Here is a 25,811-nt window from a genome sequence, read left to right on the forward strand (position 1 = left end):
TGGGCCCGATCGGCGCTATCACCTGGCAGATCGCCCATACTGTTCACATCGGCGAGGCCCCTCCGCCTGCCGTCACAAGGAGCCAGGCATGCGTGACGATCTGAGCCTATCCCAGCAGGACCTGCTGGCCCGCGTGCTGCAGCACGGGGGTGTGCTGTCCGCGCCCTTCGGGCATGTCGGGGAAGACAGCCAGCTGCCCGAGATGCTGAGGGATATTGACCACCTGGAGGCTCGTGGCATGCTTCGGGTACTGCGGGATGCCCGGGGGGCGGCCGAGCGCCTCGAGCTCACCGAGGCGGGATATGCCGCCCTGGGGATGACCTGACCGGGCATGCGGGGACGCCTCAGCACCTATGCTGGGGGAAGCGGCGGCAAGCGGCGCGCCGCCTCGAAGCATGAGCAGGCAGGAGACACGGCATGAGTGATCGGCAGGAACAACTGGAGCGGCTGCGTGACGAACTCAAGGAACGGCTGGAGCGCTATCGGGCGCATCGGCAGCGTGCGGACGGTGCAGTGGACAAGGATATGGAGGATCAGCCCCTGCAGACCCGGGATGACGAGGTGGTGGCCTCCCTCGAGGCCGAGGCCGAGGAAGAGCTCAGTCAGGTGCGGCATGCCCTGGCGCGTACCCGCGAGGGCCAGGGTGATATCTGCGAGCGCTGTGGCGAGGTCATCGATGCCGGGCGCCTGGGCGCCGTGCCCTATGCCACCCTGTGTCGCGACTGCAGTGCTGCCTGATAGGGGAGGCGGTATGGGATGTTAGGCTGGCGATCGAGCCATGGTCAGGGAGGACATGCATGAAGGCATGGAGATGGAGCGGCGTGGCCGGCCTGCTGCTGTTGCTGGTCGGCTGCGGCGGCAGTGAGGACGCCGACTCCGATTCCGCGTCCGGCGATGCGGAGCGCCTCGGCGGCGTGGCCCAGCCAGAACCGACCGCGGCGGCGCCGCCGTCACCCGAGGTCGCGCCCTTCGACGAGGCGGTGGCGATCGACGTCTCGGCGCGATTGCGCAGCGATCGCCGCCTGATGGTCGAAGGCACCACCAACCTCCCGGATAGCACTCGCTTGCAGCTCCTGGTGGAGCGGGAGCTGAGCGGTGTGCGCTGGCAGGAACGCACCGAGGTCGAGGGTGGCCGTTTCGCCGCCGGCCCGTTCGGTCCCGGCAGCGGCCTGCCGGATGGCGGCTATCGCATCACGATCAACATGCCGGCTGTCAGTATTCAGCCCCCTGAGGTCCGGGCCCGTCTCGGTGCGCAGGGTGAGCACCTGAGCGGCCCTTTGGTCGAGGAATCCCGCCATGGCCTGGGGCGTGTGATCAGTGCCAGTGAGCGTTTCCTGGTCGGCAGCCAGCCGAGGCGGACGACCGACAAGGTGGAGGTGCAGGCGCTGGAGTAAGCCCGCCAGGACTTCGCTAACAAGCCACCGCCCGGGTGGACGGGGGGAGGCGTCACAGCGGCTCGTGGCGCCACAGGGCCACCAGCTTGGCGACCAGTCGGCAATCGGGGGTGTAGGGGCGAGCCTCGGCGTCGTTCTGCCCCTGGAACATCAATTCCCCAGTGGGCCCCTGATGGACCCGGCGGATCACCAGGCGGCCGGCCTCCTCGACGAGGTACAGGCCTGGCTGGCGAAAGATGTCGGTGGGCGCGACGGCCGCCAGATCCCCCTGACACAGGAAGTCGAAGGTCTCGCCCGGGGCGGGCGTCACCAGGTGGCAGTCACCGTCCCAGCGCTGGGCCGGGGTCAACTCCATCGGCAGCTCGATGCCCTTGCTGTTGCTGGCCTGCCAGGGCTCGGGAAGTTCGTGGCGCAGGTAGAGGGGGGAGGGACGTGACGTGCCACCGTCCAGCAGCGCCGAGAGCGGACAGTTCAGGGCCTGGGCGAGGGCCACCAGGCGCTCGTGGCCGATCTGCTTGATGGCCCCGGACTCCCAGTATGAGATGGTCACGTCCGAGACGCCGACTCGGCGAGCCAGGGCGGCCTTGTTGAGCTTGGCCTCCAGCCTAAGCTGCTTGATCCGTGGGCCGAGTGTATCCATGACGCATACCTGTCAGTGGTAGGAAAGAAAGCATGGTCCGTGATCGTCCATGACTGTGCAATAGCGCGCATCAACGCTGCGCCAATCCATGAGCATCGCCGTCACCAGGCAATCGGGTCGTCGTTCCAGTCGCGAAAGTCGCCACTGTCCTCCGGTGTCCGCCGGCCCAGGACCTCCAGCAGCCGTTCGGCCACGAAGGCCGTCGAGAACAGCTTGCCCTCGGGGACACGGGACTGGAAGGGGGCCGACAGGGGGGTATCGGTGGTGCCCGGATGCAGGCACACCACGATGGCCTGCGGGTTCAGCCGATGCATCTCCACCGCGACGGTCTTCATCAACATATTATGCGCTGCCTTGCTGGCCCGGTAGGCATACCAGCCACCCAGCCGGTTGTCGCCAATCGACCCGACCCGCGCCGAGAGGCTGGCGATCACCGCCGGATGGCGCCCCTTCAGAGAGCCTTCCAATGTCCCGAGCAACAGTGCCGGGGTGGCGGCATTGACCTGGAAGAGCCGGGACAGCGCCTCGGCGTCGAGGTCGCCCAACTTCTTCTCCGGCGCGATGCCAGCCTGGGTATCGTGCAGCAGCCCCACGGTGTTGATGAGCAGATGCAGCGGCGTGTCGCCGATCGCCTCGGCCAGCCCCGCGCGGCCCTGTGGGGTGGTGATGTCCAGGGGCAGGGCGGTCAGGCGAGGGTCGGGGTGGCAAATGGCCTGCCGGCTCACCGCATAGACCCGGCCGGGACGTGGGCTCGCCAGCAGTTTCTCGACCAGGGCCGTGCCGATGCCACCGGAGGCGCCGGTCACCAAGGCAGAGAAACCGTCGGGTAGCTGGGGCAGCATGGTCGCTCCTTGCGCGTCGTCGAAATATTCAAGGATGGACCGCCGCAGCCACAAATGATTCCGTGGCCACGGCTGCCCGCCATGGGCCAGGTGCGTATAATGCGGCCATCCGCCCTGGCTCAGGGCCCCATTCCCACCATTGGACCAAGGACGACATGACCGTACGTACTCGTATCGCGCCGTCTCCCACCGGTGACCCCCATGTGGGCACTGCCTATATCGCCCTGTTCAACCTGTGCTTCGCTCGCCAGCATGGCGGGCAGTTCATCCTGCGGATCGAGGATACCGACCGGGTGCGTTCCACCGAGGAGTCGGAGCAGATGATCCTCGACTCGCTGCGCTGGCTGGGGCTGGAATGGGACGAGGGCCCCGACGTGGGGGGGCCGCACGGTCCCTATCGGCAGAGCGAGCGCGGGGATATCTACGGCGAGTATGCGCGGCAGCTGATCGAGGCCGGGCATGCCTTCCGCTGCTACCGGACCAGCGAGGAGCTCGACGAGCTGCGCGAGGCCCGCAAGGCCGCCGGGCTGCACCTGGCGCTGAAGCCTGCCGATCTGGCCCTGCCCGCCGACGAGCAGGCTCGCCGGGAGCGCGAGGGCTGGCCCCATGTGGTGCGCATGCAGGTGCCGGCCAGCGGCACCTGCGTGGTCGAGGACATGCTGCGCGGGGTCATCGAGGTGGACTGGGCCCAGGTCGATGCCCAGATCCTGCTCAAGTCCGACGGCATGCCGACCTACCACCTGGCCAACGTCGTCGATGACCACCTGATGGGGATCACCCATGTGCTGCGTGGCGAGGAGTGGATCAACTCCGCCCCCAAGCACCAGCTGCTCTACGAGTACTTCGGCTGGAAGATGCCGGTGCTCTGCCATATGCCGCTGCTGCGCAACCCGGACAAGTCCAAGCTCTCCAAGCGCAAGAACCCCACGTCCATCAACTACTACCGGCGCATGGGCTTCCTGCCCCAGGCGGTGACCAACTACCTGGGGCGCATGGGCTGGTCGATGCCCGACGAGCGCGAGAAGTTCACCCTCGACGAGATGATGAGCCATTTCGACATCCAGCGGGTGTCCTTGGGCGGGCCGGTCTTCGATCTGCAGAAGCTGACCTGGCTGAACGGCCTGTATATTCGCGAGGACCTCGACGATGAGGCCTTCCTCAAGGCCCTGCGCGATTGGGCCTTCAACGAGGACTACGTGCGCCAGATCCTGCCCCAGGTGCGCCCGCGGGTGGAGACCCTGTCCGATGTCATGCCGCTGGCGGGGCATTTCTTCTCGGGGCTGCCGGCGATCGACGAAGCGAGCTTCGATGCGGTCAAGCTGGGGCGCGAGGACCTGGTCAAGCTGCTGCAGTTCCTGGTGTGGCGCTTCGAGGTCGTGCCGGCCTGGCACAAGGACACCCTGCTCGCCGAGGTGAAGGCACTGGCGTCCCACTTCGAGCTGAAGATGAAGGATTTTCTGGCGCCGGTCTTCATCGCCATCACCGGTTCGGCGTCCAGCACCTCGGTGATGGACGCCATGGCGATCCTCGGCTCCGACATGACCCGGGCCCGTCTGCGCCACGCCATCGCGGTGCTCGGCGGCGTGTCCAAGAAGCAGACCAAGCGCTTCGAGAAGGAATATCGGGAACTGTAAGCCGTAAGCTGTAAGCTTCAAGAACACCTCGGCAAGCCCGGCAGCGGGGTTGCCGAGGTCCGATGGGAGCCCCGACGTGGGCTGTGTTCCTCTTCCAGCTTCAGGCTTACAGCTTAAAGCTCTTGTGCGAAGCACGAGGGGGTTGACGAAGGCGAGGGGAATCAGTATTATACGCCTCGTCTTCACGAGATGCGGGGCCTTAGCTCAGCTGGGAGAGCGCGACACTGGCAGTGTCGAGGTCAGCGGTTCGATCCCGCTAGGCTCCACCACCTTCTCGAACGAAGTCGATGCGTCCCATTCGTCTAGTGGTCTAGGACACCGCCCTTTCACGGCGGGAACAGGGGTTCGAACCCCCTATGGGACGCCACTCTTCCGAATTATCCCCAGGCGCTGCGAGCGTCTTTTTTTATGCCCGCCCTTCGGATGTCTTTTGTCATCCTGAGGCGATGGCATCTCATACTATCGCATTAAGAAAGTGGTACATTTCCTCTTGACTTGTCCACGAGCCCCGTTCCAGCGCCTCCTTCTGTGAATAAATTGCCCACGAGGCCCCGTGCTAGTGGGCTTTTTGTATAACTCCTTTAAAATCAATTAATTAGAGCAGGTCAAAAATTGATCAATCTGAGTCGGAGCCGCTGTTCATGGCGATTCGAGGCGCTTGTCTAAGGGTTTTAAACAGGTTTATCCACAGAATGTGTGGAAAACGCTACAGCGTCAGGCAAGGCATGGGGCGGTGGGGCGCGGTGGGGTCGGCCTGCCCGCAGGCAGGGGTGCCCCGGCCGGGCGGTCCCCCCCGCCCGAGCTGTCATTTCGTGTCCGGGTCGCGCAGGCGGCGCAGCAGGGAAGAGGTATCCCAGCGGCCGCCTCCCATCGCCTGGACGTCAGCATAGAACTGGTCCACCAGGGCGGTCACTGGCAGGCGGGCGCCGAGGCGTCGTGCCTGGTCCAGGCAGATCCCCAGGTCCTTGCGCATCCAGTCCACGGCGAAGCCGTGGTCATACTCGTCGGCGATCATGGTCCGGTGCCGGTTGTCCATCTGCCAGGAGCCGGCGGCCCCCTGGCTGATGACCTCCACCACCCGGGACGGGTCCAGGCCGGCCTTGTCGGCGAAGTGCAGGCCCTCGGCCAGCCCCTGGATCAGCCCACCGATGCAGATCTGGTTGACCATCTTGGTCAACTGGCCGCTGCCGGCCGCCCCCATCAGGTTCACCGCTCGTCCGTAATGATCGAGCAGGGGGCGAGCCCGCGCGAAATCCGCTGGCTCGCCGCCGCACATGATGGTCAGCGCTCCCGTTTCGGCCCCCTGCTGGCCGCCGGATACCGGAGCGTCCAGAAAGCCAATCTGCCGCTCGCGGCAGGCGACGTCGAGCTCGCTGGCCAGCTCGGCGGACGCCGTGGTGTGATCCACCAGCAGGCTGCCCGGGGCCATGCCCTGCAGGGCACCGCCGTCACCCTGGGTCACCTGGCGGACATCATCATCGTTGCCGACGCAGACCAGCACCAGGTCGGCGCCCCGTGCGGCCTCGCTTGGCGTGGCATGATGGCTGCCGCCGTACTCGGCCACCCAGGCGGCGGCCTTGCCGGTGGTGCGGTTGTAGACCCGGACGGTGCAGCCGGCTGTGGCCAGGTGGCCGGCCATGGGGAAGCCCATGACGCCGAGGCCGATAAAGGCGACAGTGGAGATGTCTTGCGGCATGTTCGGTCTCCTCGCTTGATGGTCTTCGAAACGCAGAAGGCCGCCCGGGGGCGGCCTTCTTCAAGGATGCTGCAGGGTGGCGACTTACTCGCTGGGATAGTCGCGCTGGTCGTGACCCACATAGAGCTGGCGCGGGCGGCCGATCTTGTAGCTGTCGGTGACCATCTCGTTCCAGTGGGAGATCCAGCCGATGGTCCGAGACACCGCGAAGATCACGGTGAACATGTTGGTCGGGATGCCCATGGCCTTGAGGATGATGCCGGAGTAGAAGTCGACATTGGGGTACAGCTTGCGCTCGATGAAGTACTCGTCCTCCAGGGCGATCTGCTCCAGGCGCTTGGCGATCTTGAGCTGGGGATCGTCGGCCATGCCCAGCTCGGCCAGTACCTCGTCGCAGGTCTCCTTCATCACCTTGGCCCGCGGATCGAAGTTGCGGTAGACGCGGTGCCCGAAGCCCATCAGCTTGAAGGGATCGTCCTTGTCCTTGGCCTTGTCGATAAAGCGCTGAATGTTCTCCTCGGACTCGTCGCCGATCTCGTCGAGCATGTTCAGCACGGCCTCGTTGGCACCACCATGGGCCGGGCCCCAGAGGGCGGCGATGCCGGCGCTGATGCAGGCGAAGGGATTGGCCCCGGTGGAGCCGGCCAGGCGCACCGTGGAGGTGGAGGCGTTCTGCTCATGGTCGGCATGCAGCATGAAGATGCGGTCCATGGCCTTGGCGAACACCGGATTGACCCGATACTCCTCGCAAGGGTTGCTGAACATCATGTAGAGAAAGTTCTCTGCATAGCTCAGGTCGTTGCGGGGATAGTTGAACGGCTGGCCAATATTGTACTTGTAGGACATCGCCGCGATCGTTGGCATCTTGGCGATCAGGCGAATGGCGCTGATCTCGCGGTCCTGCGGCTGGGTGATGTCCAGGTGGTCATGGTAGAAGGCCGCCAGGCCGCCAACCACGCCGCACAGGATGGACATCGGGTGGGCGTCGCGCCGGAAGCCCTTGTAGAAGTTGGCCAGTTGCTCGTGGACCATGGTGTGGCCGCGCACGCGACCCTCGAAATCCTGGTACTGGGCCTTGTCGGGCAGTTCGCCGAACAGCAGCATGTAGCACATCTCGACGAAGTTCGAGTGCTTCGCCAGTTGCTCGATGGGGTAGCCGCGGTGCAGCAGGACGCCCTTGCCGCCATCGATGTAGGTGATCGCCGACTGGCAAGAGGAGGTCGCCATGAAGCCGGGGTCGTAGGTAAAGAGGCCCTGCGCGCCGAGGCCGCGCACATCGATGACGTCTGGCCCCACGGTGCCCGAGTAGATCGGCAGATCGATCGGCTGGTCCAGACCCTCTACCGTCAATGTCGCTTTTCTGTCAGCCATAACTGGCCTCCTCTCGAGTTCATGGTGGCGCGATAAGTCGTTATTTCGCAGAACTTGCCGGCGAAAAGGTTCGCCCACTATAGAAGCGTCTTGGAGATTGTCAATTAGCCCATAGCCCTTCTCGTGCTGTACCAGGTCCTTCTGCTAGTATACTTTCTGTACAGGAAATGATGCTCTGCATCATCCGCAGCCCCGGCCCGCCGCGGCCCGCGACGTCATCGGGACAAGTCCCCTGACGACGGTATTTCGGGCACACTTCGGGGCCTTCCACCATGGTCGAGTCGGCGGGACGGCCATTTGTCATGGGTGGGGCATGACCCTATAATCCTGTCGCGCGACTGGCAGGAAACGACGATCACGACCCCCCAGGGGTCATGGTCCTGTCCCTTCCCGAAACCACCGCCCGTGTCGGGCCTCGCCCGAGCGTCCACCCGCGGGCCAAGAGAGTGTGTAGAGAGCCGTGAATAGCAAACGACCCGTAAATCTGGACCTGTCCACGATACAGTTCCCCCTCCCCGCCTTGACGTCGATTGCCCACCGCATCACCGGCGTCATCCTTTTCATCGGCCTGATCTTCGCCTTCTGGGCCCTCGACACGTCACTGTCGTCGCCCGCCGGCTTCGCCGCCGTGACCGACGCGCTGGCTCACAATTTCCTGGCCAAGCTGATCGCCTGGGGACTGCTGTCGGCGCTGGCCTTTCACTTCGTGGCCGGCATCAAGCACCTGCTGATGGATATCGACATCGGCGTGACCCTCGAGGGGGGCGTCAAGAAGGCACAGATCACCGTCGTGGTGAGCGTGGTCCTGATCATTCTGGCTGGAGTCTGGGTATGGTAACCAACGTCACGAACTTCGGACGCAGCGGTCTGTCCGACTGGCTTGTCCAGCGCGTCTCGGCCATCATTCTGGCCCTCTACTCTCTCTTTATTGTCGGCTACCTGCTGCTGCATCCGGGCCTGGATTACATGACCTGGAACGGGCTCTTCGCCCAGACATGGATGCGTATCTTCTCGCTGCTGGCCTTCGTGTCCCTGGCCGCCCACGCCTGGGTCGGGCTGTGGACCGTGACCACCGACTATCTCAAGCCGACCGGCATTCGTATTGCGACCCAGACCGTCATCATCCTGGCCATCTTCGTGTTCCTGGTCTGGGGCATCCAAGTTCTGTGGGGAGCCTGATCCATGTCCAACCTGCGTAGCCTGACCTTCGACGCCATCATCATCGGCGGTGGCGGTGCCGGCCTGCGGGCCGCCCTCGAGCTGGCCAAGTCCGGCAAGAAGACTGCCGTGCTGTCCAAGGTCTTCCCGACCCGCTCGCACACCGTGTCCGCCCAGGGCGGCATCACCTGTGCCATCGCCTCCGCCGACCCCAACGACGACTGGCGCTGGCACATGTACGACACCGTCAAGGGCGGGGACTACATCGCCGACCAGGACGCCGCCGAATACATGTGCTCCGAGGGCCCCAAGGCGGTCTTCGAGCTGGAGCACATGGGCCTGCCGTTCTCCCGCTTCGACAACGGTCGCATCTACCAGCGCCCGTTCGGCGGCCAGTCCAAGAACTTCGGTGAGGGAGGGCAGGCCGCCCGCACCTGCGCCGCCGCCGACCGGACCGGCCATGCGCTGCTGCACACCCTTTACCAGAACAACCTGAAGAACAATACCACCTTCCTCAACGAGTGGTACGCCGTCGACCTGGTCAAAAACGCCAACGGCGATGTGGTGGGTTGCATCGCCATGGACATCGAGACCGGCGACGTGGTTCACGTCAAGTCCAAGGCCACCGTCCTGGCCACCGGCGGCTCCGGCCGGATCTACGCCTCCACCACCAACGCCCTGATCAACACCGGGGACGGCATCGGCATGGCGCTGCGCGCCGGTTTCCCGATGCAGGACATGGAAATGTGGCAGTTCCACCCGACCGGCATCTACGGCGCGGGCACCCTGGTGACCGAGGGCTGCCGCGGCGAGGGCGGCTACCTGATCAACAAGGACGGCGAGCGTTTCATGGAGCGCTATGCGCCCAACGCCAAGGACCTGGCCGGCCGTGACGTGGTCGCCCGCTCCATGGTCATGGAGATCCTCGAGGGCCGTGGTTGCGGCGAGAAGGGCGACCACGTCTACCTCAAGCTGGACCATCTGGGCGAGGAAGTCCTCGGCAAGCGCCTGCCGGGCATCGTCGAGCTGTCCAAGACCTTTGCCCACGTGGATCCGGCCAAGGAGCCGATCCCGGTGGTGCCGACCTGCCACTACATGATGGGTGGCGTGCCCACCAACGTGCACGGGCAGGCGATCATGCAAGACGCCGAGGGCAACGACAAGATCATCAACGGCCTGTTCGCCTGCGGCGAGGCGGCCTGTGTCTCGGTGCACGGTGCCAATCGCCTGGGCGGCAACTCGTTGCTCGACCTGGTGGTCTTCGGCCGTGCCGCCGGCATGTTCATCGAGAGCGCCCTCAACGAGGGCATCGAGTACCTCGAGGCCAGCGAGTCCGACGTCGAGTCGGCCATGAAGCGCATGAACCGCTGGAACGAATCCGAGAGTGGCGAGACCGTGCCCGAGCTCAAGCGCGATCTGCAGGACATCATGCAGAACGCCTTCGGCGTCTTCCGTCAGGAAGACAACATGCAGAAGGGCGTCAAGCAGCTGGCAGAGCTCCGTGAGCGCATCAACAATGCCTACCTGCCGGACAAGTCGAACACCTTCAACACCGCCCGGGTGGAGGCACTGGAGCTCGACAATCTGATGGAGGTTGCCGAGGCCACCGCCGTTGCTGCCCTGGAGCGCAAGGAAAGTCGTGGCGCCCATTCCCGCTACGATTACCCGGATCGCGACGACGTCAACTGGCTGAAGCACTCGATGTACTTCCCGGCCGAGAAGCGACTGGGACAGCGCGAGGTCAACTTCGCGCCCAAGACCGTCGACATGTTCGAGCCGAAAGTCCGCACTTACTGAGGGGGAGTCACGATGTCCAAGCTTCAGGTATCCCTGTACCGCTACAACCCGGAAACGGACTCCGCCCCCTACATGGAGGAGTTCCAGGTCGACACCCAGGGTCGCGACCTGATGGTGCTGGATGTGCTGCATCTGGTGAAGGAACAGGACAACGGCCTGGCCTATCGTCGCAGCTGCCGCGAGGGCGTTTGCGGTTCCGACGGCATGAACATGAACGGCAAGAACGGCCTGGCCTGCATCACGCCGCTGTCCGAGGTGGTCAAGAAGGGCAAGCTCACGCTGCGTCCGCTGCCCGGCCTGCCGGTGATCCGTGACCTGGTGGTCGACATGGGGCTGTTCTACAAGCAGTACGAGCGCATCCAGCCGTACCTGCAGAACGACCAGCCGGCGCCGGCCATCGAGCGCCTGCAGTCGCCGGAGGAGCGCGACAAGCTCGACGGTCTCTACGAGTGCATCCTGTGCGCCTGCTGTTCGACCGCCTGCCCGTCGTTCTGGTGGAACCCGGACAAGTTCGTTGGCCCGGCCGGCCTGCTGCAGGCCTATCGCTTCCTGGCTGACTCCCGGGACGAGGCCACTCGCGAGCGCCTGGCCGAGCTCGAAGATCCGTTCTCCGTATTCCGCTGCCGGGGCATCATGAACTGCGTGGCCGTATGCCCCAAGGGTCTCAACCCGACACGTGCGATCGGCAAGATCCGCGAGATGCTGCTGGCGAATGCCACTTAAATCGTGGCCGTCGGCTTGTTATCATACGCACCGGCCCTGAGCTGCGGCACGTGGTCGCAGCCTTGACCCGGTGTGTCGTCGAAGAGCCGGTGCCTTGTGCACCGGCTCTTGACCATCGAATGAAAGGTGTCCGGCCTCGGCAGGCCACCCCCGATGTCGCCACGGGTGAGCCGTGGCGACGCCGATACCACCCCATCAGTGCAGGGTGACCGAGAAATGCAACAAGGCATAATGGAGTTGATGTGGCGCTCCTCCCACGTCAGTGGCAGTAATGTCCACTATGTGGAAGCGCTCTACGAGCAGTACCTCGATGACCCCTCCGCCGTTCCCGACGAATGGCGCCAGTACTTCGACCAACTGCCGAGACCTGACGGCAGCGCCACCAGCGACGTTCCGCTTGCCCCGACCCGAGAAGAGTTCTATCAGCTAGGCCGTCAGCGCCGCACCGCCCAGACCGCCGCCGCCTCCGAGAGCGACGCGAGCCGCAAGCAGGTCAAGGTGCTGCAGCTGATCAACGCCTACCGCTTCCGCGGGCACCAGAAGGCCAACATCGATCCCCTCGATCTGCGCAGCCCGACCCCGGTGCCCGACCTCGACCTGTCCTTCCATCAGCTCTCCAAGGCCGACCTGGACACCGAGTTCCAGACCGGTTCCTTCTTTCTCGGCGTGGACAAGGCGCCGCTGAAGGAGATCGTCGAGGCGCTGGAGCAGACCTATTGCCGAAGCATCGGCTGCGAGATCATGCATATCGTCGACACCGAGGAGAAACGCTGGCTGCAGCAGCGTTTCGAGTCGGTGCGCTCGGCACCAAGGTTCAGCGATGACGTGCGCAAGCACGTACTGGAGCGCCTGAGCGCCGCAGAGGGTCTGGAGAGCTACCTGGCCTCCAAGTACCCTGGCACCAAGCGCTTTGGCCTGGAAGGCGGTGAGTCCTTCATTCCCATGATGGACGAGTTGATCCAGCGCGCCGGTGGCTACGGCACCAAGGAAGTGGTGATCGGCATGGCCCACCGCGGGCGTCTCAATGTGCTGGTCAACATCCTCGGCAAGAACCCCTCCGAACTGATCGACGAGTTCGACGGCAAGAAGGTGGTCGAGCGAGGCTCCGGTGACGTCAAGTACCACCAGGGGTTCAGCTCGAACGTCATGACACCGGGGGGCGAGGTCCACCTGGCGCTGTCGTTCAACCCCTCCCATCTGGAGATCGTCGCGCCGGTGGTGGAGGGCTCGGTACGGGCCCGCCAGGATCGCCGCAACGACCATGAAGGTGGCAAGGTGCTGCCGATCAACGTGCACGGTGACGCGGCCTTCGCCGGCCAGGGCGTGGTCATGGAGACCTTCCAGATGTCCCAGACCCGCGCCTACCGCACCGGCGGTACGGTGCATATCGTGATCAACAACCAGGTGGGTTTCACCACCTCGCACCCGCTGGACTCGCGTTCCACCGAGTACTGCACCGATATCGCCAAGATGGTCCAGGCGCCGATCTTCCACGTCAATGGCGACGATCCCGATGCCGTGCTGCATGCCACCCAGGTGGCGCTGGACTATCGTCAGCAGTTCAAGAAGGACGTGGTCATCGATCTGGTCTGCTATCGCCGCCGCGGTCACAACGAGGCGGACGAGCCCTCCGGCACCCAGCCGATGATGTACGGCAAGATCAAGGCCCACCCGTCCTCGCGGACCCGCTACGTCGAGCGCCTGGTCAAGCAGGGGCTGCTCAGCGACGACGATGCCAAGGCCATGATGGAGAAGTACCGGGACGATCTGGTGGCCGGCAACCACGTCGCCAATGCCCTGGTGCAGAAGCCCAATACGGCGCTGTTCGTCAACTGGAAGCCCTACCTGGGCCACGAGTGGTCTGGCCACACCGATACCAGTTTCGACCTCAAGCGCCTGCAGCACCTGGCAGCGCGGATGTGCGAGATCCCCGACGGCATCGCTGTCCAGCGCCAGGTGGCCAAGATCTATGATGATCGCCGCAAGATGCAGGCCGGCGGCATGGCCGCCAACTGGGGGTTCGCCGAGACCCTGGCCTATGCCACCCTGCTCGACCAGGGCCATCCGGTACGCCTGACCGGCCAGGACGTGGGTCGCGGTACCTTCTCGCATCGCCACGCCGTCGTGCACAACCAGAAGGACGGCACTACCTACGTGCCGCTCCAGCACCTGGCCGATGGCCAGCCACGCTTCACCATCCACGACTCCTTCCTGTCGGAAGAGGCGGTGCTGGCCTTCGAGTACGGCTACTCGACCACGGCCCCCAACGATCTGGTGATCTGGGAAGCCCAGTTCGGTGACTTCTTCAACGGCGCCCAGGTGGTGGTCGACCAGTTCATCTCCTCGGGCGAGACCAAGTGGGAGCGGCTGTGCGGTCTGACCATGCTGCTGCCCCATGGCTACGAGGGACAGGGCCCCGAGCACTCCTCGGCGCGCCTCGAGCGCTTCCTGCAGCTGTGTGCCGAGCACAACATGCAAGTCTGCGTGCCGACCACCCCGGCCCAGATCTTCCATCTGCTGCGTCGCCAGGTGATCCGCAAGCTGAGAAAGCCCCTGGTGGTGATGTCGCCCAAGAGCCTGCTGCGCCACAAGGAGGCCACGTCCAGCCTGGACGAACTGGCCAACGGCACCTTCCAGATGGTCATCCCCGACCAGGGCGAGCGCGAGGCGGCGCAGGTCGAGCGCATCGTCCTGTGTGCCGGCAAGGTCTACTACGACCTGGCCAACTGGCGCGAGGAGAACGCTCGGGACGACGTGGCCATCCTGCGCCTCGAGCAGCTCTACCCCTTCCCCGAAGAAGAGCTCTTCGAGGCGATCCAGCACTACACCAATGTCACCGACGTGGTGTGGTGCCAGGAGGAGCCGCTCAACCAGGGGGCCTGGTATCCCAGCCAGCACCACATGCGGAGCGTCGCCGAACGCCTCAAGGCGGGCCTGGGCGGCAAGCTCAAGTTTGCCGGCCGGCCGGCCTCGGCAGCCCCCGCGGCGGGCTACATGTCCGTGCATACCGAACAGCAGCGCCAGCTGGTGGAAGACGCCTTCAACCTCTAAGGCAGCCCACCGGGACGAGAGAGAACACACAAGGGAAACGACATGGCTACCGAGATCAAGGCACCCACCTTTCCGGAATCCGTTGCCGAAGGCAGCGTGGCCGCCTGGCACAAGAAGCCGGGCGACAGCGTCGAGCGTGACGAGCTGATCGTCGAGATCGAGACCGACAAGGTGGTGCTCGAGGTCGTGGCACCCGAGGCCGGCACCCTCGCCGAGGTGCTGGTGGAGGAAGGCGATACCGTCGAGTCTGAGCAAGTGCTGGGCCGGATTGGCGAGGGCGCCGCAAGCGGCGGCGAGAGGGGCGGGGCCGAGGCCGCGTCCGAGGCGCCAGCCGAGGCCAAGGCACCGGCCGAGGCCAAGGCACCGGCCGGCGGCGGCAAGCAGCACGAGGTGAAGGCCCCGACCTTCCCCGAGTCCATCCAGGAAGGCACCGTGGCCAGCTGGAACAAGCAGGTCGGCGAGGCGGTCAAGCGCGACGAGGTACTGGCCGAGATCGAGACCGACAAGGTGGTGCTCGAGGTGGTGGCGCCGGCCGACGGCGCGCTCAGCGAGATCAAGGCCGAGGAGGGCAGCCAGGTGGAGTCCGAGGCCGTGCTCGCGCTGTTCACCGAGGGTGCCGGCGGTGCCGACGAGAGCGGCGGCGAGGACAAGGCGCCGGCGTCCGCCGACGATGGCGCCAGCGACGCGAAGGTCGGCGACAAGATCCTCGCCCCGGCAGCCCGCAAGCTGGTCGCCGAGCACGACCTCGACGTCAGCAAGCTCGAGGGCACCGGCAAGGGCGGCCGCGTCCTCAAGGAAGACGTGCAGAAGGCCGTGAAGGATGGCTCCGCCAAGAAGGCGACCAAGCCGGCTGGCGGTGCGGTCCAGGCTGCCGCAGCCGCCGCCCCGGCCGTCGAGGGTGAGCGCCCCGAGAAGCGCGTGCCGATGAGCCGCCTGCGCCAGACCATCGCCAAGCGCCTGGTCCAGGCCCAGCAGACGGCCGCCATGCTGACCACCTACAACGAGGTGGACATGGGTGCGGTCATGGACCTGCGCGCCCAGTACAAGGACACCTTCCTCAAGGCCCACGACACCAAGCTCGGCTTCATGGGCTTCTTCGTCAAGGCGGCCTCCGAGGCCCTCAAGCGCTTCCCGGACGTCAACGCCTCCATCGACGGCACCGACATCGTCTATCACGGCTACCAGGACATCGGGGTGGCCGTGTCCACGGATCGTGGCCTGGTCGTGCCGGTGCTGCGTGACACCGACAGCATGAAGATCGCCGACGTCGAGAAGGGCATCGTCGATTTCGGCAAGCGCGCCCGTGACGGCAAGCTCGGCATCGACGAGATGCAGGGTGGCACCTTCACCATCACCAACGGCGGTATCTTCGGCTCGCTGATGTCGACGCCGATCCTCAACCCGCCGCAGACCGCCATCCTGGGCATGCACAAGATCCAGGAGCGCCCCATGGCGGTGAACGGCCAGGTCGAGATCCGCCCGATGATGTACCTGGCGCTGTCATACGATCACCGCATGATCGACGGCAAGGACGCGGTGCAATTCCTGGTGACCATCAAGGAACTGCTCGAGGATCCGGCGCGCCTGCTGCTGGACATCTGATCCGCGGACCGCACTACGTATTTCAGCGAAGCGCAATGCATAGGAGCCAACATGGCCGACAAGTTTGATGTGATCGTCATTGGTGCGGGCCCCGGCGGCTACGTTGCCGCCATCCGTGCCGCTCAGCTGGGCCTGAAGACCGCCTGTGTCGAGAAGTGGATCGGCAAGGAAGGCAAGGTGGTCCACGGCGGGACCTGCCTGAACGTGGGTTGCATCCCGTCCAAGGCGCTGCTGGAGGCCTCCCACAAGTTCGTCGAGGCCAAGCATGACTTCGACGACATGGGGATCGAGGCCGGTGACGTCACCATGGACGTCAAGAAGATGATGGCCCGCAAGGACACGATCGTTAAGAACCTGACCGGCGGCATCGCCGGCCTGTTCAAGGCCAACGGCGTCACTGCCCTGGAAGGCACCGGCAAGGTGACCGGCAGCAAGCAGGTCGAGGTCACCGACAAGGACGGCAACAGTGCCAGCTATGAGGCGGACAACATCGTCGTCGCCGCCGGTTCCGTGCCGGTGGAGATCCCGCCGACGCCGCTGACCGAGGGGCTGATCGTCGACTCCACCGGGGCCCTGGAATTCCAGGAGACCCCGAAGCGGCTGGGGGTGATCGGCGCCGGTGTCATCGGCCTCGAACTCGGCAGCGTGTGGAGCCGCCTGGGCAGCGAGGTCACCGTCCTCGAGGCCATGGATGACTTCCTGCCGATGGTCGATTCCGCCATCGCCAAGGAAACCCAGAAGCTGCTCAAGAAGCAGGGCCTGGACATCAAGCTCGGTGCCCGCGTCACCGGCTCCGAGGTCAAGGGCGACGAGGTCGTGGTCAAGTACTCCGACAGCCAGGGCGAGCAGGAGCTCACCTTCGACAAGCTGATCGTCTGTGTTGGCCGCAAGCCCTACACCAAGGGCGTGATCGGTGACGGCGTCGGCGTCGACCTCGACGAGCGGGGCTTCATCCACGTCGACGACCAGTGCCGGACCAGCGTCCCGGGCGTCTATGCCATCGGCGACTGCGTGCGGGGCCCGATGCTGGCGCACAAGGCCTCCGAGGAGGGCATCATGGTTGCGGACATCATCGCCGGCCACAAGGCCGAGATGAACTATGATGCCATCCCCAACGTCATCTATACCTTCCCGGAAGTGGCCTGGGTCGGCATGACCGAGCAGGACGCCAAGGCCGCCGGCATCAAGGTCAAGACCGGCGCCTTCCCGTTCGCCGCCAGCGGTCGCGCCATGGCCAACAATGCCACCGAGGGTCAGGCCAAGGTGATCGCCGACGCCGAGACCGATCGTATGCTGGGCATGCACATCGTCGGCCAGCACGCCGGCGAGATGATTGCCCAGGGCGTGATTGCCATGGAGTTTGGCTCCAGCGCCGAGGACCTGGCGCTCTCCTGCTACGCGCACCCGACCATGTCGGAAGCCGTGCACGAGGCCGCGCTGGCCGTGGAAGGCCATGCCATCCATATGGCCAACCGCAAGAAACGCAAGTAAGACAACAAGCGCCGCCCGAGGGCGGCGCATCCCTTCCGGCCAAGTATCGGAAGGGGCCGGTGGTAGCCTGACCCTCGCGCCGCCCGGGCGCCGTCACGGCTACCGTTCGAGTCACATGCAACCAATGGCATGAATCGATGAACCTTCACGAGTATCAGAGCAAACAGCTGTTTGCCGACTATGGTCTGCCGGTTTCCAAGGGCTTCGCTGTCGACACCCCCGAGGAAGCGGCGGAAGCCTGCAAGAAGATCGGCGGCGAGATGTGGGTCGTCAAGGCCCAGGTGCATGCCGGGGGTCGCGGCAAGGCCGGCGGCGTCAAGCTGATCAAGAGCCCGGAGGAGGCCAAGGCCTTCGCCGAGCAGTGGCTGGGCAAGAACCTGGTGACCTTCCAGACCGACGAGCACGGTCAGCCGGTCGCCAAGATCCTGGTCGAGAACTGCACCGACATCGCCAACGAGCTCTACCTGGGGGCCGTGGTCGATCGCGCCACGCGCCGGGTGGTCTTCATGGCCTCCACCGAGGGCGGCGTGGAAATCGAGAAGGTCGCCGAGGAAACCCCCGAGAAGATTCTCAAGGCCGAGATCGACCCGCTGGTCGGCGCCCAGCCGTACCAGGCGCGTGAGCTGGCCTTTGCCCTGGGCCTGTCGGGCGACCAGGTCAAGCAGTTCACCAAGATCTTCCTGGGGCTGTCCAAGCTGTTCCACGACAAGGACCTGGCGCTGCTGGAAATCAACCCGCTGGTGATCACCGACGAGGGCAACCTGCACTGCCTCGACGCCAAGATCAACCTGGACGGCAACGCCCTGTACCGTCACCCGGACCTGCAGGCCATGCGCGACCCCTCCCAGGAGGATTCCCGCGAGGCCGAGGCCGCGGCCTGGGACCTGAACTACGTGGCCCTGGACGGCAACATCGGCTGCATGGTCAACGGTGCTGGCCTGGCCATGGGCACCATGGACATCATCAAGCTCAACGGCGGCCAGCCGGCCAACTTCCTCGACGTGGGGGGCGGCGCGACCAAGGAGCGGGTGGCCGAGGCGTTCAAGATCATCCTCTCCGACGATTCCGTGAAGGCCGTGCTGGTCAACATCTTCGGCGGCATCGTGCGCTGCGACATGATCGCCGAGGGCATCATCGGTGCCGTCGAGCAGGTCGGTGTCAACGTGCCGGTGGTGGTGCGTCTCGAGGGTAATAACGCCGAGCTGGGTGCCGAGAAACTGGCCTCCAGCGGTCTGAACATCATCGCTGCCAAGAGCCTGACCGACGCGGCTCAGCAGGTCGTCAAGGCAGCGGAGGGCAAGTAATGAGCATCCTGATCGACAAGAACACCAAGGTCATCTGCCAGGGCTTCACTGGCGGCCAGGGGACCTTCCACTCCGAGCAGGCGATCGCCTATGGCACCCAGATGGTCGGCGGCGTGACCCCCGGCAAGGGTGGCCAGGAGCACCTGGGCCTGCCGGTGTTCAACACCGTCAAGGAAGCCGTGGCCGAGACCGGTGCCGAGGCCAGCGTGATCTACGTGCCGGCCCCGTTCTGCAAGGACTCGATCCTCGAGGCTGCCAACGCCGGCATCAAGCTGATCGTGTGCATCACCGAGGGCATCCCGACGCTGGACATGCTCGATGTCAAGGTGAAGTGTGACGAGCTGGGCGTGCGCCTGATCGGCCCGAACTGCCCCGGCGTGATCACCCCGGGCGAGAGCAAGATCGGCATCATGCCGGGCCACATCCACAAGCCCGGCAAGGTCGGCATTGTCTCCCGCTCCGGCACCCTGACCTACGAGGCGGTCAAGCAGACCACCGACCACGGCTTCGGCCAGTCCACCTGCGTGGGTATCGGCGGTGACCCGATCCCGGGCTCCACCTTCATCGACATCCTCGAGCAGTTCGAGAAGGATCCGGCGACCGAGGCGATCGTGATGATCGGCGAGATCGGCGGTACTGCCGAGGAAGAGGCCGCGGCCTACATCAAGGAGCATGTCTCCAAGCCGGTCGTGTCCTACATCGCCGGCGTGACCGCCCCTCCCGGCAAGCGCATGGGCCATGCCGGTGCCATCATTGCCGGTGGCAAGGGCACCGCGGACGAGAAGTTCGGTGCCCTGGAGGCGGCGGGTGTCAAGACCGTGCGTTCGCTGGCCGAGATCGGCGACGCCCTGAAGGTGGCCGCCGGCTGGTAAGCCGCGCCAGCTTGCAGGAGTGAGAAAAGGGCACCCGAGGGTGCCCTTTTGCGTGCCCGCACGGAGTCACTCAGCCGGCGCAGCGCCAGCGGTCGCGGCCCTCGCGCTTGGCCTCGAGCAGGGCCTCGTCGGCGCGCTGGATGGTCGTGGCAATGTCGTCGTCGAGGCGATGCTGGGCCACGCCGATGCTGGCGGTGAGGCGCAGCCGCTCGCCCTCGAAGGTGACGCTCAGGGCGCGGAGTCGCTCGCACAGCCGAGCCACCATGGGCTCTGCCTGGTTCAGCAGGGTGGCTGGCAGCACCACCAGGAATTCCTCGCCGCCCCAGCGGGCGCAGTGGTCCGCCGCCCGCAGTTCGCTGCCCAGAGCCTTGGCCAGGGCGACCAGAAGACGGTCGCCGGCCGCATGGCCGTGGTGGTCATTGACGCGCTTGAAGTGGTCGATGTCGATCATGGCGAGGGTAAACGGGCGCCCATGACGGTGCGCGTCCACTGCCAGGCGCTGGAGCTGCTCGTCGAGCAGACGACGGTTGGCGAGGCCGGTCAGGGGGTCCAGGGTCGCGGCATCCACCAGGGCGGCGTTGCGCTCGCGCAGCAGCGCCTGGTAGCGGTCGGCAATGCGCGACAGCTTGCGCTGGCGCTTGAGCTGGCGCTGCAGCTGGTGGCGCGTCGCATGGAGGTCCTCGTGGGCGGTCTGCTGGAAGCCGTCGGCAATGCTGATCAGCCGCTCGAGGCGCTCGCGCTGTTCCAGGTGATGCGCATAGAGCTGGCTCAAGGCTTCGTGCAGTGGATGCCCCCGGTAGGCAGCGCTGTCGATCAGCGCCGCCACCCGGTCGAGGAGCGCCTGGTCCTGGGGCGTCACGGGGCGGCCTGCATCGCCGTGATGGCGAAGGGATAGCTGCAGTCCTCCTTGAACTCCTCGGCGAGTTCGGCAATGCGCTCGTTGCGGCTGTCGTAGCGCCAGGTGACGCCGACTTCGCGTCCTTGCTGGTGGGCATCCTCGAGCAGGTCGAAGATGTCCATCATCGCCTTCACCGAGCTGGTATTGAGGTAGACGAGCTCCAGGTCGAGGGCGAGGGGAGCCGAAGCCCGGGCGAGGTAGGCTTCCGTCCAGTCGGTGACCTGGCGGAACAGCTCGTAGGAGTTCTCCGGATAGGAATCCCCTTGCATGCTGAGCCGGCCGGCCTGCCAGTCGCTCTGGATCGCGGGGGTGGACGGGCTACCGGGGATATTCAGATCGTGGATCATGGGCAGGGTCCGGAATCAGATAGTGGCTGTCAGGCTAAAGAAGCTTAGCCCCGAGGGCAACGCCTGCAGCGAGGCCGTCAGCGGCTGGCTGGACTTGCGGGCCATGTCGATCAGCCCCAGCCCCGCGCCGCTCTTGTCATCCTCGCGGGGGCGCCGCAGCTGCCGCTTGTAGGCCTGCTTGAGCGCGGCGCTGTCGAGGCTGGCCAGCTGCTCGACGGTCTCGACCAGGCGTCGTCCGTCGGCCGCTTCCACCAGGTTGCCCGCCGAGACCTGGTAATGGCCCCGGGGATCCCGGGCCACGGCCAGGGTGGCGGTGGCCGTGTGCTCGTCATAGCCCTGGCGGCGGGCATAGTGGCGGATGTTCTGGGTCATCTCGATGTAGACGGCGAATACGTCCATCGCCGCACTAGGCGCCGCGGACTGGCTGTTCAGGTAGTTGCGCAGGGCATGGCCGATCTCCTCGATCAAGCTGCGGGAGATCGGGCCGTTGAAGCACAGCATGATCCGTTGCTGCAGGTAGTTGTCGCGCAGTGTCAGCAGGTCCATGACACCTCCTGGTGGACGGGACGTTCGGGACAGGTGCTGGACGCACCGCTGGCGTTCGGCGCGGTCGGGACCTCGTCATCGAAGCGGAAGCTCAGCAGGGTAATGTCGTCCCGCTGTGGGAGGTCGCCGCGGTAGCGGTCGAGGGCCTCGCCGAAGGCCTCGACCTGATGGGCCAGCGGCTCGCGGGCATGGCGCCTGAGCATCGCCTCGAAGCGGGTATGGCCGAAGCCGAAGCCGTGCTCGCCGCCGGCCTGGTCGAGGAAGCCGTCGGTGGCCAGGGTATAGGTCCAGCCCCGGTGCAGGGGCATCTCCTGGTTTTCATAGGTCATGGCGCGCTTGTGGCCCAGGGCGCGCTTGCCGCCGGCATGGACCTCGAGATGGTCGCCATCGCTGGCATACAGCGACATCTTGGCGCCGGCGAAGGTCAGCCGGCCGGCCGCGGGATCCACCCATACCAGGCCCATGTCCATGTTGGTGGCGATCGAGCGGGGCAGGGTGTCCTTGTGCAGGGTGCTGCGGTTCTGGCGGTCGGTTTCGTTGAGGATGGCGGCGGGATCGTCGGCGCCGACGTGGAGGATGGCATTGTCGATGATGGCCCGGGCCAGCATGGTCATCAGCGAGCCCGGCACCCCATGGCCGGCACAGTCGATGACCCCCATCAGCCAGCCGCGCTGGGTGGCCCGGAACACATAGAAATCGCCGCCCACCATATCCCTGGGCCGCCACATGACCGCGTGATGGCGGGGCAGGTGATCCTGCAACTGGCGGCTGGGCAGGATCGCGCGCTGGATGATGCTGGCGTATTCCAGGGACGCGTCGATCTGGCGCCGGGCCCGGACCATCTCGGCATTGGCCTGCTCCAGGTCCCGGGTGCGCTGACGCACCTTGTCCTCCAGGTCCTGGGTATGGCGCTCGACCTGCCGCGCCATGTGCGTGAAGTCCCGCGAGAGCTCGCCGATCTCGTCGTCGCGCTCGGTGGGCAGGGCATGGTCGTAATCGCCGCCGGCCATGGCCCGGGCGGACTGCTGGAGGCGGCGCAGCGGGCCGAGGATCAGGCGTTCGATGCCGAAGGCGAAGCCGGCCATCAGGATGACCAGGATCAGGCTGAGGGCGACCACCAGCGACCATAGCCAGCGGTTGTCGAGGATCGGGGCGGCGTCCAGGTCCAGGGCGGTGACCATGAGCCATTCGAGCTCCGGGATATAGCCGATGCTGAGCAGGCGGGGGGCACCCTCCAGGGTGGCCTCCAGGCTGTGGACCTGGCCAGGACGGCGCATGGCCGCCTGCATGGCCGAGGCCAGGCGCTCGCGCTGGGCCTCGTCGCCGAGCATCGACGGCAGGTGCTGCGCCTCGTTGGCCTCGAGGGCGCCGGACCCCGAGTTGAAGGCCAGTCGCCGGCGCTCGGGGTGTGCCTGGAGGAAGCCCCGTGGGTTGACGATCATCGGCGTCAGGCCGGGGGTGTCGTCGCGGAGGAAACGATCGAGGAAGCGACCGAGATCCAGGCCGCCGCCGGCGAGGCCCAGGGTATGGCCGTCGTGCTTAACCTTGACGTTGATCCAGACCTTGGCGAGGCCGAGCTTCTCGTCCAGGTTGACGTTGATGTCGTAGGCCCCGGTGCTGTCCATGGTGGAGAAATACCAGGCGTCGTCGGGATCCGCGGGGGAGAGCCGGTAGCGGGGCAGGCGGCTCAGCGGGGCGGTGGCATCGTTGTAGTAGTAGTCCCCCGTGGCATCGCGGACCACGAAATAGGCGTCGCCGCTGAACTGCCAGCGAAAGCCCTCCGCCTCGCGGAAGAAGCGCTCGCGCTTGTCGGGGTCATCGGGGTCCAGGAGCCACTCCCGGGTCACCACCGAGTCGGCGAGACGGCGCGACAGCGCCAGTTCCCGGGAGACGGGGGTGTGGATCTTCTGCATGTGCAGCAGGGTGTACTGCTCGGCATAGCCGCCGGCGAAGTGGCGCCTGACATCATCGATCGCCTGCCAGCCGATCAGCAGCGCGGGCACCAGTGCCAGCAGGCAGGCAATCAGCAGCGTCAGGGTGGACTTGCTGCGCAGCCCCCAGGAGTTGGCCATGGGCAACTTCCCTTGCGTCGCCCCGCTTGCGTCATTCGGGGCGTACTAGTTATGTAATGAATTGTGACTACTATGCCACAGTCCGAAGTGTAGTGTATTAACGGCTGGAGCGGGACGAGCGGGTCCCTCCAGGGGACCCGCCCGGACAGGCCGTCGGCTCAGCCGGCCACCTCCTCGATCGCGGTGCTGCCGAGCCCGAGGACCTGGACGTCCAGTGCCTGACCCGCCGCGTCCTGGGCCGTCATCTCGGCGGGCAGCGTATCCTCGCCGTAGGCCTTGAAGGCGAAGCGCCAGGTCTCGCCGGGCGCGAGGGTGAGGTCGCTGTCGTCGCGGGCCCGGTAGCCCTCGACTCCCTCGATGACCTCGCCATTCCACAGAGTGTCGATGTCGGCAGGCAGGTCGAAGGCAAGCTCCGGGTCGATGATCTCGTCATCGGAGACGTTCTCGACGAAGACCTCGGCCACATAGCCCGAGGACCAGCGGCTGGTGACATTGCCGGTGACCAGCATCTCGGCGTCGTCATCCAGCAGCGCCGGGGTCGCTCCCCCCTTGCCGAGAATCTCCAGGGGTTGGCCATCCTCGTCCCGGGCCGCCACCTGGCTGGGCGTCGATTCCTCGCCATAGGCCTTGTAGGCGAAGCGCCAGCTGTCTCCCGGGGCCAGGGTGATGTCGCTGTCGTCGCGCACCCAGTAGCGGTCGGTAGCCCGGGTGACGTCGCCATTCCACAGGGTATCGATGTCTGCGGCCAGGTCGAAGCCGACCTCGGGGTTGACGATGGCCTCATCGGACACATTCTCGACGAACACTTCCGCGACATAGCCAGATGACCAGCTGCTGGTGACCTGGCTGGTGATCTTCAATGCCGGGTCGTCGCCACCACCGCTGAGGATGTCCTCGGGGCTGGGCATCTCGAGGGGGCTGCCGCGGAAGGCATTCCCCGATTCCAGGTGCAGGGTGATGCCGTCGCCGAACACCGCGAATTCCATGTCGGTCAGGGTGTCCTGGCTGCCCTGGCCGGTGATGATGACGCCGCTCTCGGCGAACTGGATATCGTGGTCCGCGAAAGCGCCGGTGTAGCGGGCGGTATCGATGCCCTGGCCGCCGTCGAGGGTATCGGTGCCATCATACCAGTCGTCGCCGGGCCCGCCCTGGAGAAGGTCATCGCCGTTGCCCCCCGACAGGGTGTCATGGCCCAGGCCGCCATTCAGGTAGACGCCGTCGTCCGAGCCCTGGACCTCGTCATCGCGCCGCGAGCCGATCAGGTAGTCGAACAGCACCTCGTTGGCCTCGGGATCGGTGGGGGCGCCGAAGCTCTCGCCCTCCTCGTTGACGTAGAGTGCCGGTGACAGGGCGTCGGTTTCCGGGTCCCGGATGGAGCTCAGGACGCGGACGCTGTTGTCGTGATCGCGGCCGCCATGGAAGTTGATGTCCCGATCGGTGAAGGCGACCTCGACCTCGTTGCCGACGGACGAGCGCCAGGAGGCGAAGACCAGGCTGTGGCGCATGCCGCTGTCCTCGAGCCCGGTGAACTGGCCGTCGTAGCTCTCGTGCAGCTCATAGGCGTAGCCATTGCCGCCGCTGCCCTTGTTGAAGGCACCGTGGGCCTCGAGATCCTCGGCGACGGGATCCAGGGTCCGGGAGAAGCGGAAGGCCGTGGAGGGGCCGTCATTCACCCGGATGTCGGAAAGCTGGGTATCCGTGGTGCCAGTCAGCAGGATGGCGTTATAGCCGGTCAGTGCCTCCAGGGTGTTCTCGAAGGTGCCAGGTTCAGGTGAGCCCAGCGAAAAGTCGACGCTGAAGCCCTCGAGGGAAACGTTGTCCACGGTCTCCATGCGGGCGACCTGGGTCTTGCCACCCTCGAAGTCGAAGTGGACGCCCCGATCGAGGGTAACGGTACTGCCCTCGACCGACTCGATCCTGGCCATGCTGGTGCGCAGCTCGGCATATTGTACCTTGCGCCAGCTGGTGTCGCCGATCTCGTCGAAGAAGGCATCATCGTTGTCCTGCCAGATTCGCAGGGTGTCGCCGACCTGGAGGTCGTGTCCCTCCGCGAGCGTCAGTTGGCGGCTGCCCTCACTGATGTCGGCGGCGAGTTCCCTCTCGTAGGTCTTCTCCGTCCCGTCGAGGCGGATGGCATAGTCGTTGCCCGACAGGGCCGAGTCGGTGAAAGTCAGCATCGTCTCGCCGGCACCGGCGCCGATCAGGGAGATGTCGGAGCGCGAGATGGTCAGGGCATCATCGAACTCGTAGTGGCCGGCGGCGAAGCGCAGGGTGGCGCCGCTCGGCGCCTCGTCGATCAGGGTCTGCAGCTCGTCGGCCGTGATGGAAAGATCGATATCGATGGTCGTCATGGGTATCGCCCTCTGGATGCGC

The 25,811-nt window shown here is 65.6% G+C and carries 22 protein-coding genes and 2 tRNA genes; 15 read left to right on the forward strand and 9 right to left on the reverse strand.

Translation table 11 applies throughout. From position 1 onward, the window contains the following. Positions 1–88 precede the first annotated feature (88 nt). The 3 genes from EKG36_RS15895 (at position 89) to EKG36_RS15905 (ending at position 1,394) form a co-directional block, all read left to right on the forward strand. Positions 89–325 (forward strand): hypothetical protein, encoded by a 237-nt coding sequence (locus EKG36_RS15895; protein WP_126485862.1) that lies wholly within the window; start codon positions 89–91, stop codon positions 323–325. A 92-nt stretch (positions 326–417) separates the two neighbouring features. Beyond that, a complete protein-coding gene (locus EKG36_RS15900) occupies positions 418–738 on the forward strand; it encodes a TraR/DksA family transcriptional regulator (RefSeq protein WP_126485864.1) in 321 nt (106 codons plus the stop codon). A 59-nt stretch (positions 739–797) separates the two neighbouring features. Beyond that, complete coding sequence (locus EKG36_RS15905) at positions 798–1,394, forward strand: hypothetical protein (protein WP_185827578.1); 597 nt, start codon at positions 798–800, stop codon at positions 1,392–1,394. Between the two features lie 52 nt (positions 1,395–1,446). Here the strand turns inward: EKG36_RS15905 and EKG36_RS15910 are convergent, their stop codons facing one another. After that, entirely contained in the window at positions 1,447–2,034 is a 588-nt protein-coding gene (locus tag EKG36_RS15910) for a helix-turn-helix domain-containing protein (RefSeq protein WP_126485866.1), read from the reverse strand. A 101-nt stretch (positions 2,035–2,135) separates the two neighbouring features. Next, positions 2,136–2,876 (reverse strand): SDR family NAD(P)-dependent oxidoreductase, encoded by a 741-nt coding sequence (locus tag EKG36_RS15915; protein WP_126485868.1) that lies wholly within the window; start codon positions 2,874–2,876, stop codon positions 2,136–2,138. A 155-nt stretch (positions 2,877–3,031) separates the two neighbouring features. On the opposite strand from EKG36_RS15915, the gene gltX reads away from it, so the two are divergent. The 3 genes from gltX to EKG36_RS15930 all read left to right on the forward strand — a co-directional run bounded on the left by gltX (position 3,032) and on the right by EKG36_RS15930 (position 4,877). Further along, positions 3,032–4,510 carry a glutamate--tRNA ligase gene (gene gltX, locus EKG36_RS15920; protein WP_126485869.1) on the forward strand — a complete coding sequence of 493 codons (1,479 nt, stop codon included), beginning with the start codon at positions 3,032–3,034 and terminating at the stop codon, positions 4,508–4,510. Between the two features lie 193 nt (positions 4,511–4,703). Next, a tRNA-Ala gene (locus tag EKG36_RS15925) sits at positions 4,704–4,779 on the forward strand. Between the two features lie 22 nt (positions 4,780–4,801). After that, positions 4,802–4,877: transfer RNA gene (locus EKG36_RS15930), tRNA-Glu, on the forward strand. A 438-nt stretch (positions 4,878–5,315) separates the two neighbouring features. On the opposite strand, the gene EKG36_RS15935 is transcribed toward EKG36_RS15930, so the two are convergent. Beyond that, entirely contained in the window at positions 5,316–6,206 is an 891-nt protein-coding gene (locus EKG36_RS15935) for an NAD(P)-dependent oxidoreductase (protein ID WP_126485871.1), read from the reverse strand. 84 nt (positions 6,207–6,290) lie between these two features. After that, positions 6,291–7,577: a citrate synthase gene (gene gltA, locus EKG36_RS15940; RefSeq protein ID WP_126485873.1), complete on the reverse strand. Its 1,287-nt coding sequence runs from the start codon at positions 7,575–7,577 to the stop codon at positions 6,291–6,293. Between the two features lie 460 nt (positions 7,578–8,037). Here gltA and sdhC point away from each other — a divergent pair, with 460 nt between their 5' ends. The 9 genes from sdhC to sucD all read left to right on the forward strand — a co-directional run bounded on the left by sdhC (position 8,038) and on the right by sucD (position 19,575). Beyond that, complete coding sequence (sdhC, locus tag EKG36_RS15945) at positions 8,038–8,415, forward strand: succinate dehydrogenase, cytochrome b556 subunit (protein ID WP_126485875.1); 378 nt, start codon at positions 8,038–8,040, stop codon at positions 8,413–8,415. Continuing rightward, positions 8,409–8,756, forward strand: a complete 348-nt coding sequence (gene sdhD, locus EKG36_RS15950; RefSeq protein WP_126485877.1) for a succinate dehydrogenase, hydrophobic membrane anchor protein — start codon at positions 8,409–8,411, stop codon at positions 8,754–8,756. The genes sdhC and sdhD overlap by 7 nt, the downstream gene beginning before the upstream one ends. Before the next feature lie 3 nt (positions 8,757–8,759). Then, positions 8,760–10,532 (forward strand): succinate dehydrogenase flavoprotein subunit, encoded by a 1,773-nt coding sequence (gene sdhA / locus EKG36_RS15955; RefSeq protein ID WP_126485879.1) that lies wholly within the window; start codon positions 8,760–8,762, stop codon positions 10,530–10,532. A 12-nt stretch (positions 10,533–10,544) separates the two neighbouring features. Further along, the gene (locus tag EKG36_RS15960; RefSeq protein WP_126485881.1) at positions 10,545–11,255 is read left to right on the forward strand and encodes a succinate dehydrogenase iron-sulfur subunit; all 711 of its coding nucleotides are present in this window, start codon (positions 10,545–10,547) and stop codon (positions 11,253–11,255) included. Between the two features lie 216 nt (positions 11,256–11,471). Then, positions 11,472–14,306 (forward strand): 2-oxoglutarate dehydrogenase E1 component, encoded by a 2,835-nt coding sequence (locus EKG36_RS15965; protein ID WP_126485883.1) that lies wholly within the window; start codon positions 11,472–11,474, stop codon positions 14,304–14,306. A 42-nt stretch (positions 14,307–14,348) separates the two neighbouring features. Then, the gene (odhB, locus tag EKG36_RS15970; RefSeq protein WP_126485885.1) at positions 14,349–15,908 is read left to right on the forward strand and encodes a 2-oxoglutarate dehydrogenase complex dihydrolipoyllysine-residue succinyltransferase; all 1,560 of its coding nucleotides are present in this window, start codon (positions 14,349–14,351) and stop codon (positions 15,906–15,908) included. A gap of 51 nt (positions 15,909–15,959) precedes the next feature. Beyond that, entirely contained in the window at positions 15,960–17,399 is a 1,440-nt protein-coding gene (lpdA, locus tag EKG36_RS15975) for a dihydrolipoyl dehydrogenase (RefSeq protein WP_126485887.1), read from the forward strand. 137 nt (positions 17,400–17,536) lie between these two features. Further along, positions 17,537–18,703 carry an ADP-forming succinate--CoA ligase subunit beta gene (gene sucC, locus EKG36_RS15980; RefSeq protein WP_126485888.1) on the forward strand — a complete coding sequence of 389 codons (1,167 nt, stop codon included), beginning with the start codon at positions 17,537–17,539 and terminating at the stop codon, positions 18,701–18,703. Next, on the forward strand, positions 18,703–19,575 hold the full coding sequence (sucD, locus tag EKG36_RS15985; RefSeq protein WP_126485890.1) for a succinate--CoA ligase subunit alpha: 873 nt from the start codon (positions 18,703–18,705) through the stop codon (positions 19,573–19,575). Before sucC ends, sucD begins: the two co-directional genes overlap by 1 nt. A gap of 70 nt (positions 19,576–19,645) precedes the next feature. Here sucD and siaD read toward each other — a convergent pair whose 3' ends face one another. The 5 genes from siaD to EKG36_RS16010 all read right to left on the reverse strand — a co-directional run bounded on the left by siaD (position 19,646) and on the right by EKG36_RS16010 (position 25,789). Then, positions 19,646–20,434, reverse strand: coding sequence for a biofilm regulation diguanylate cyclase SiaD (gene siaD, locus EKG36_RS15990; RefSeq protein ID WP_185827579.1), 789 nt, complete (start codon positions 20,432–20,434; stop codon positions 19,646–19,648). Beyond that, positions 20,431–20,820, reverse strand: a complete 390-nt coding sequence (siaC, locus tag EKG36_RS15995; RefSeq protein ID WP_281274432.1) for a biofilm regulation phosphoprotein SiaC — start codon at positions 20,818–20,820, stop codon at positions 20,431–20,433. The genes siaD and siaC overlap by 4 nt, the downstream gene beginning before the upstream one ends. Before the next feature lie 15 nt (positions 20,821–20,835). After that, positions 20,836–21,366, reverse strand: a complete 531-nt coding sequence (siaB, locus tag EKG36_RS16000) for a biofilm regulation protein kinase SiaB (protein ID WP_126485894.1) — start codon at positions 21,364–21,366, stop codon at positions 20,836–20,838. Further along, complete coding sequence (gene siaA, locus EKG36_RS16005) at positions 21,354–23,438, reverse strand: biofilm regulation protein phosphatase SiaA (protein ID WP_126485897.1); 2,085 nt, start codon at positions 23,436–23,438, stop codon at positions 21,354–21,356. The genes siaB and siaA overlap by 13 nt, the downstream gene beginning before the upstream one ends. Positions 23,439–23,596: 158 nt before the next feature. Then, positions 23,597–25,789 carry a cellulose binding domain-containing protein gene (locus EKG36_RS16010; protein ID WP_126485899.1) on the reverse strand — a complete coding sequence of 731 codons (2,193 nt, stop codon included), beginning with the start codon at positions 25,787–25,789 and terminating at the stop codon, positions 23,597–23,599. Positions 25,790–25,811: the final 22 nt, after the last annotated feature.

The organism is Halomonas nitroreducens (genome assembly GCF_003966155.1).
GTDB lineage: Bacteria > Pseudomonadota > Gammaproteobacteria > Pseudomonadales > Halomonadaceae > Halomonas > Halomonas nitroreducens.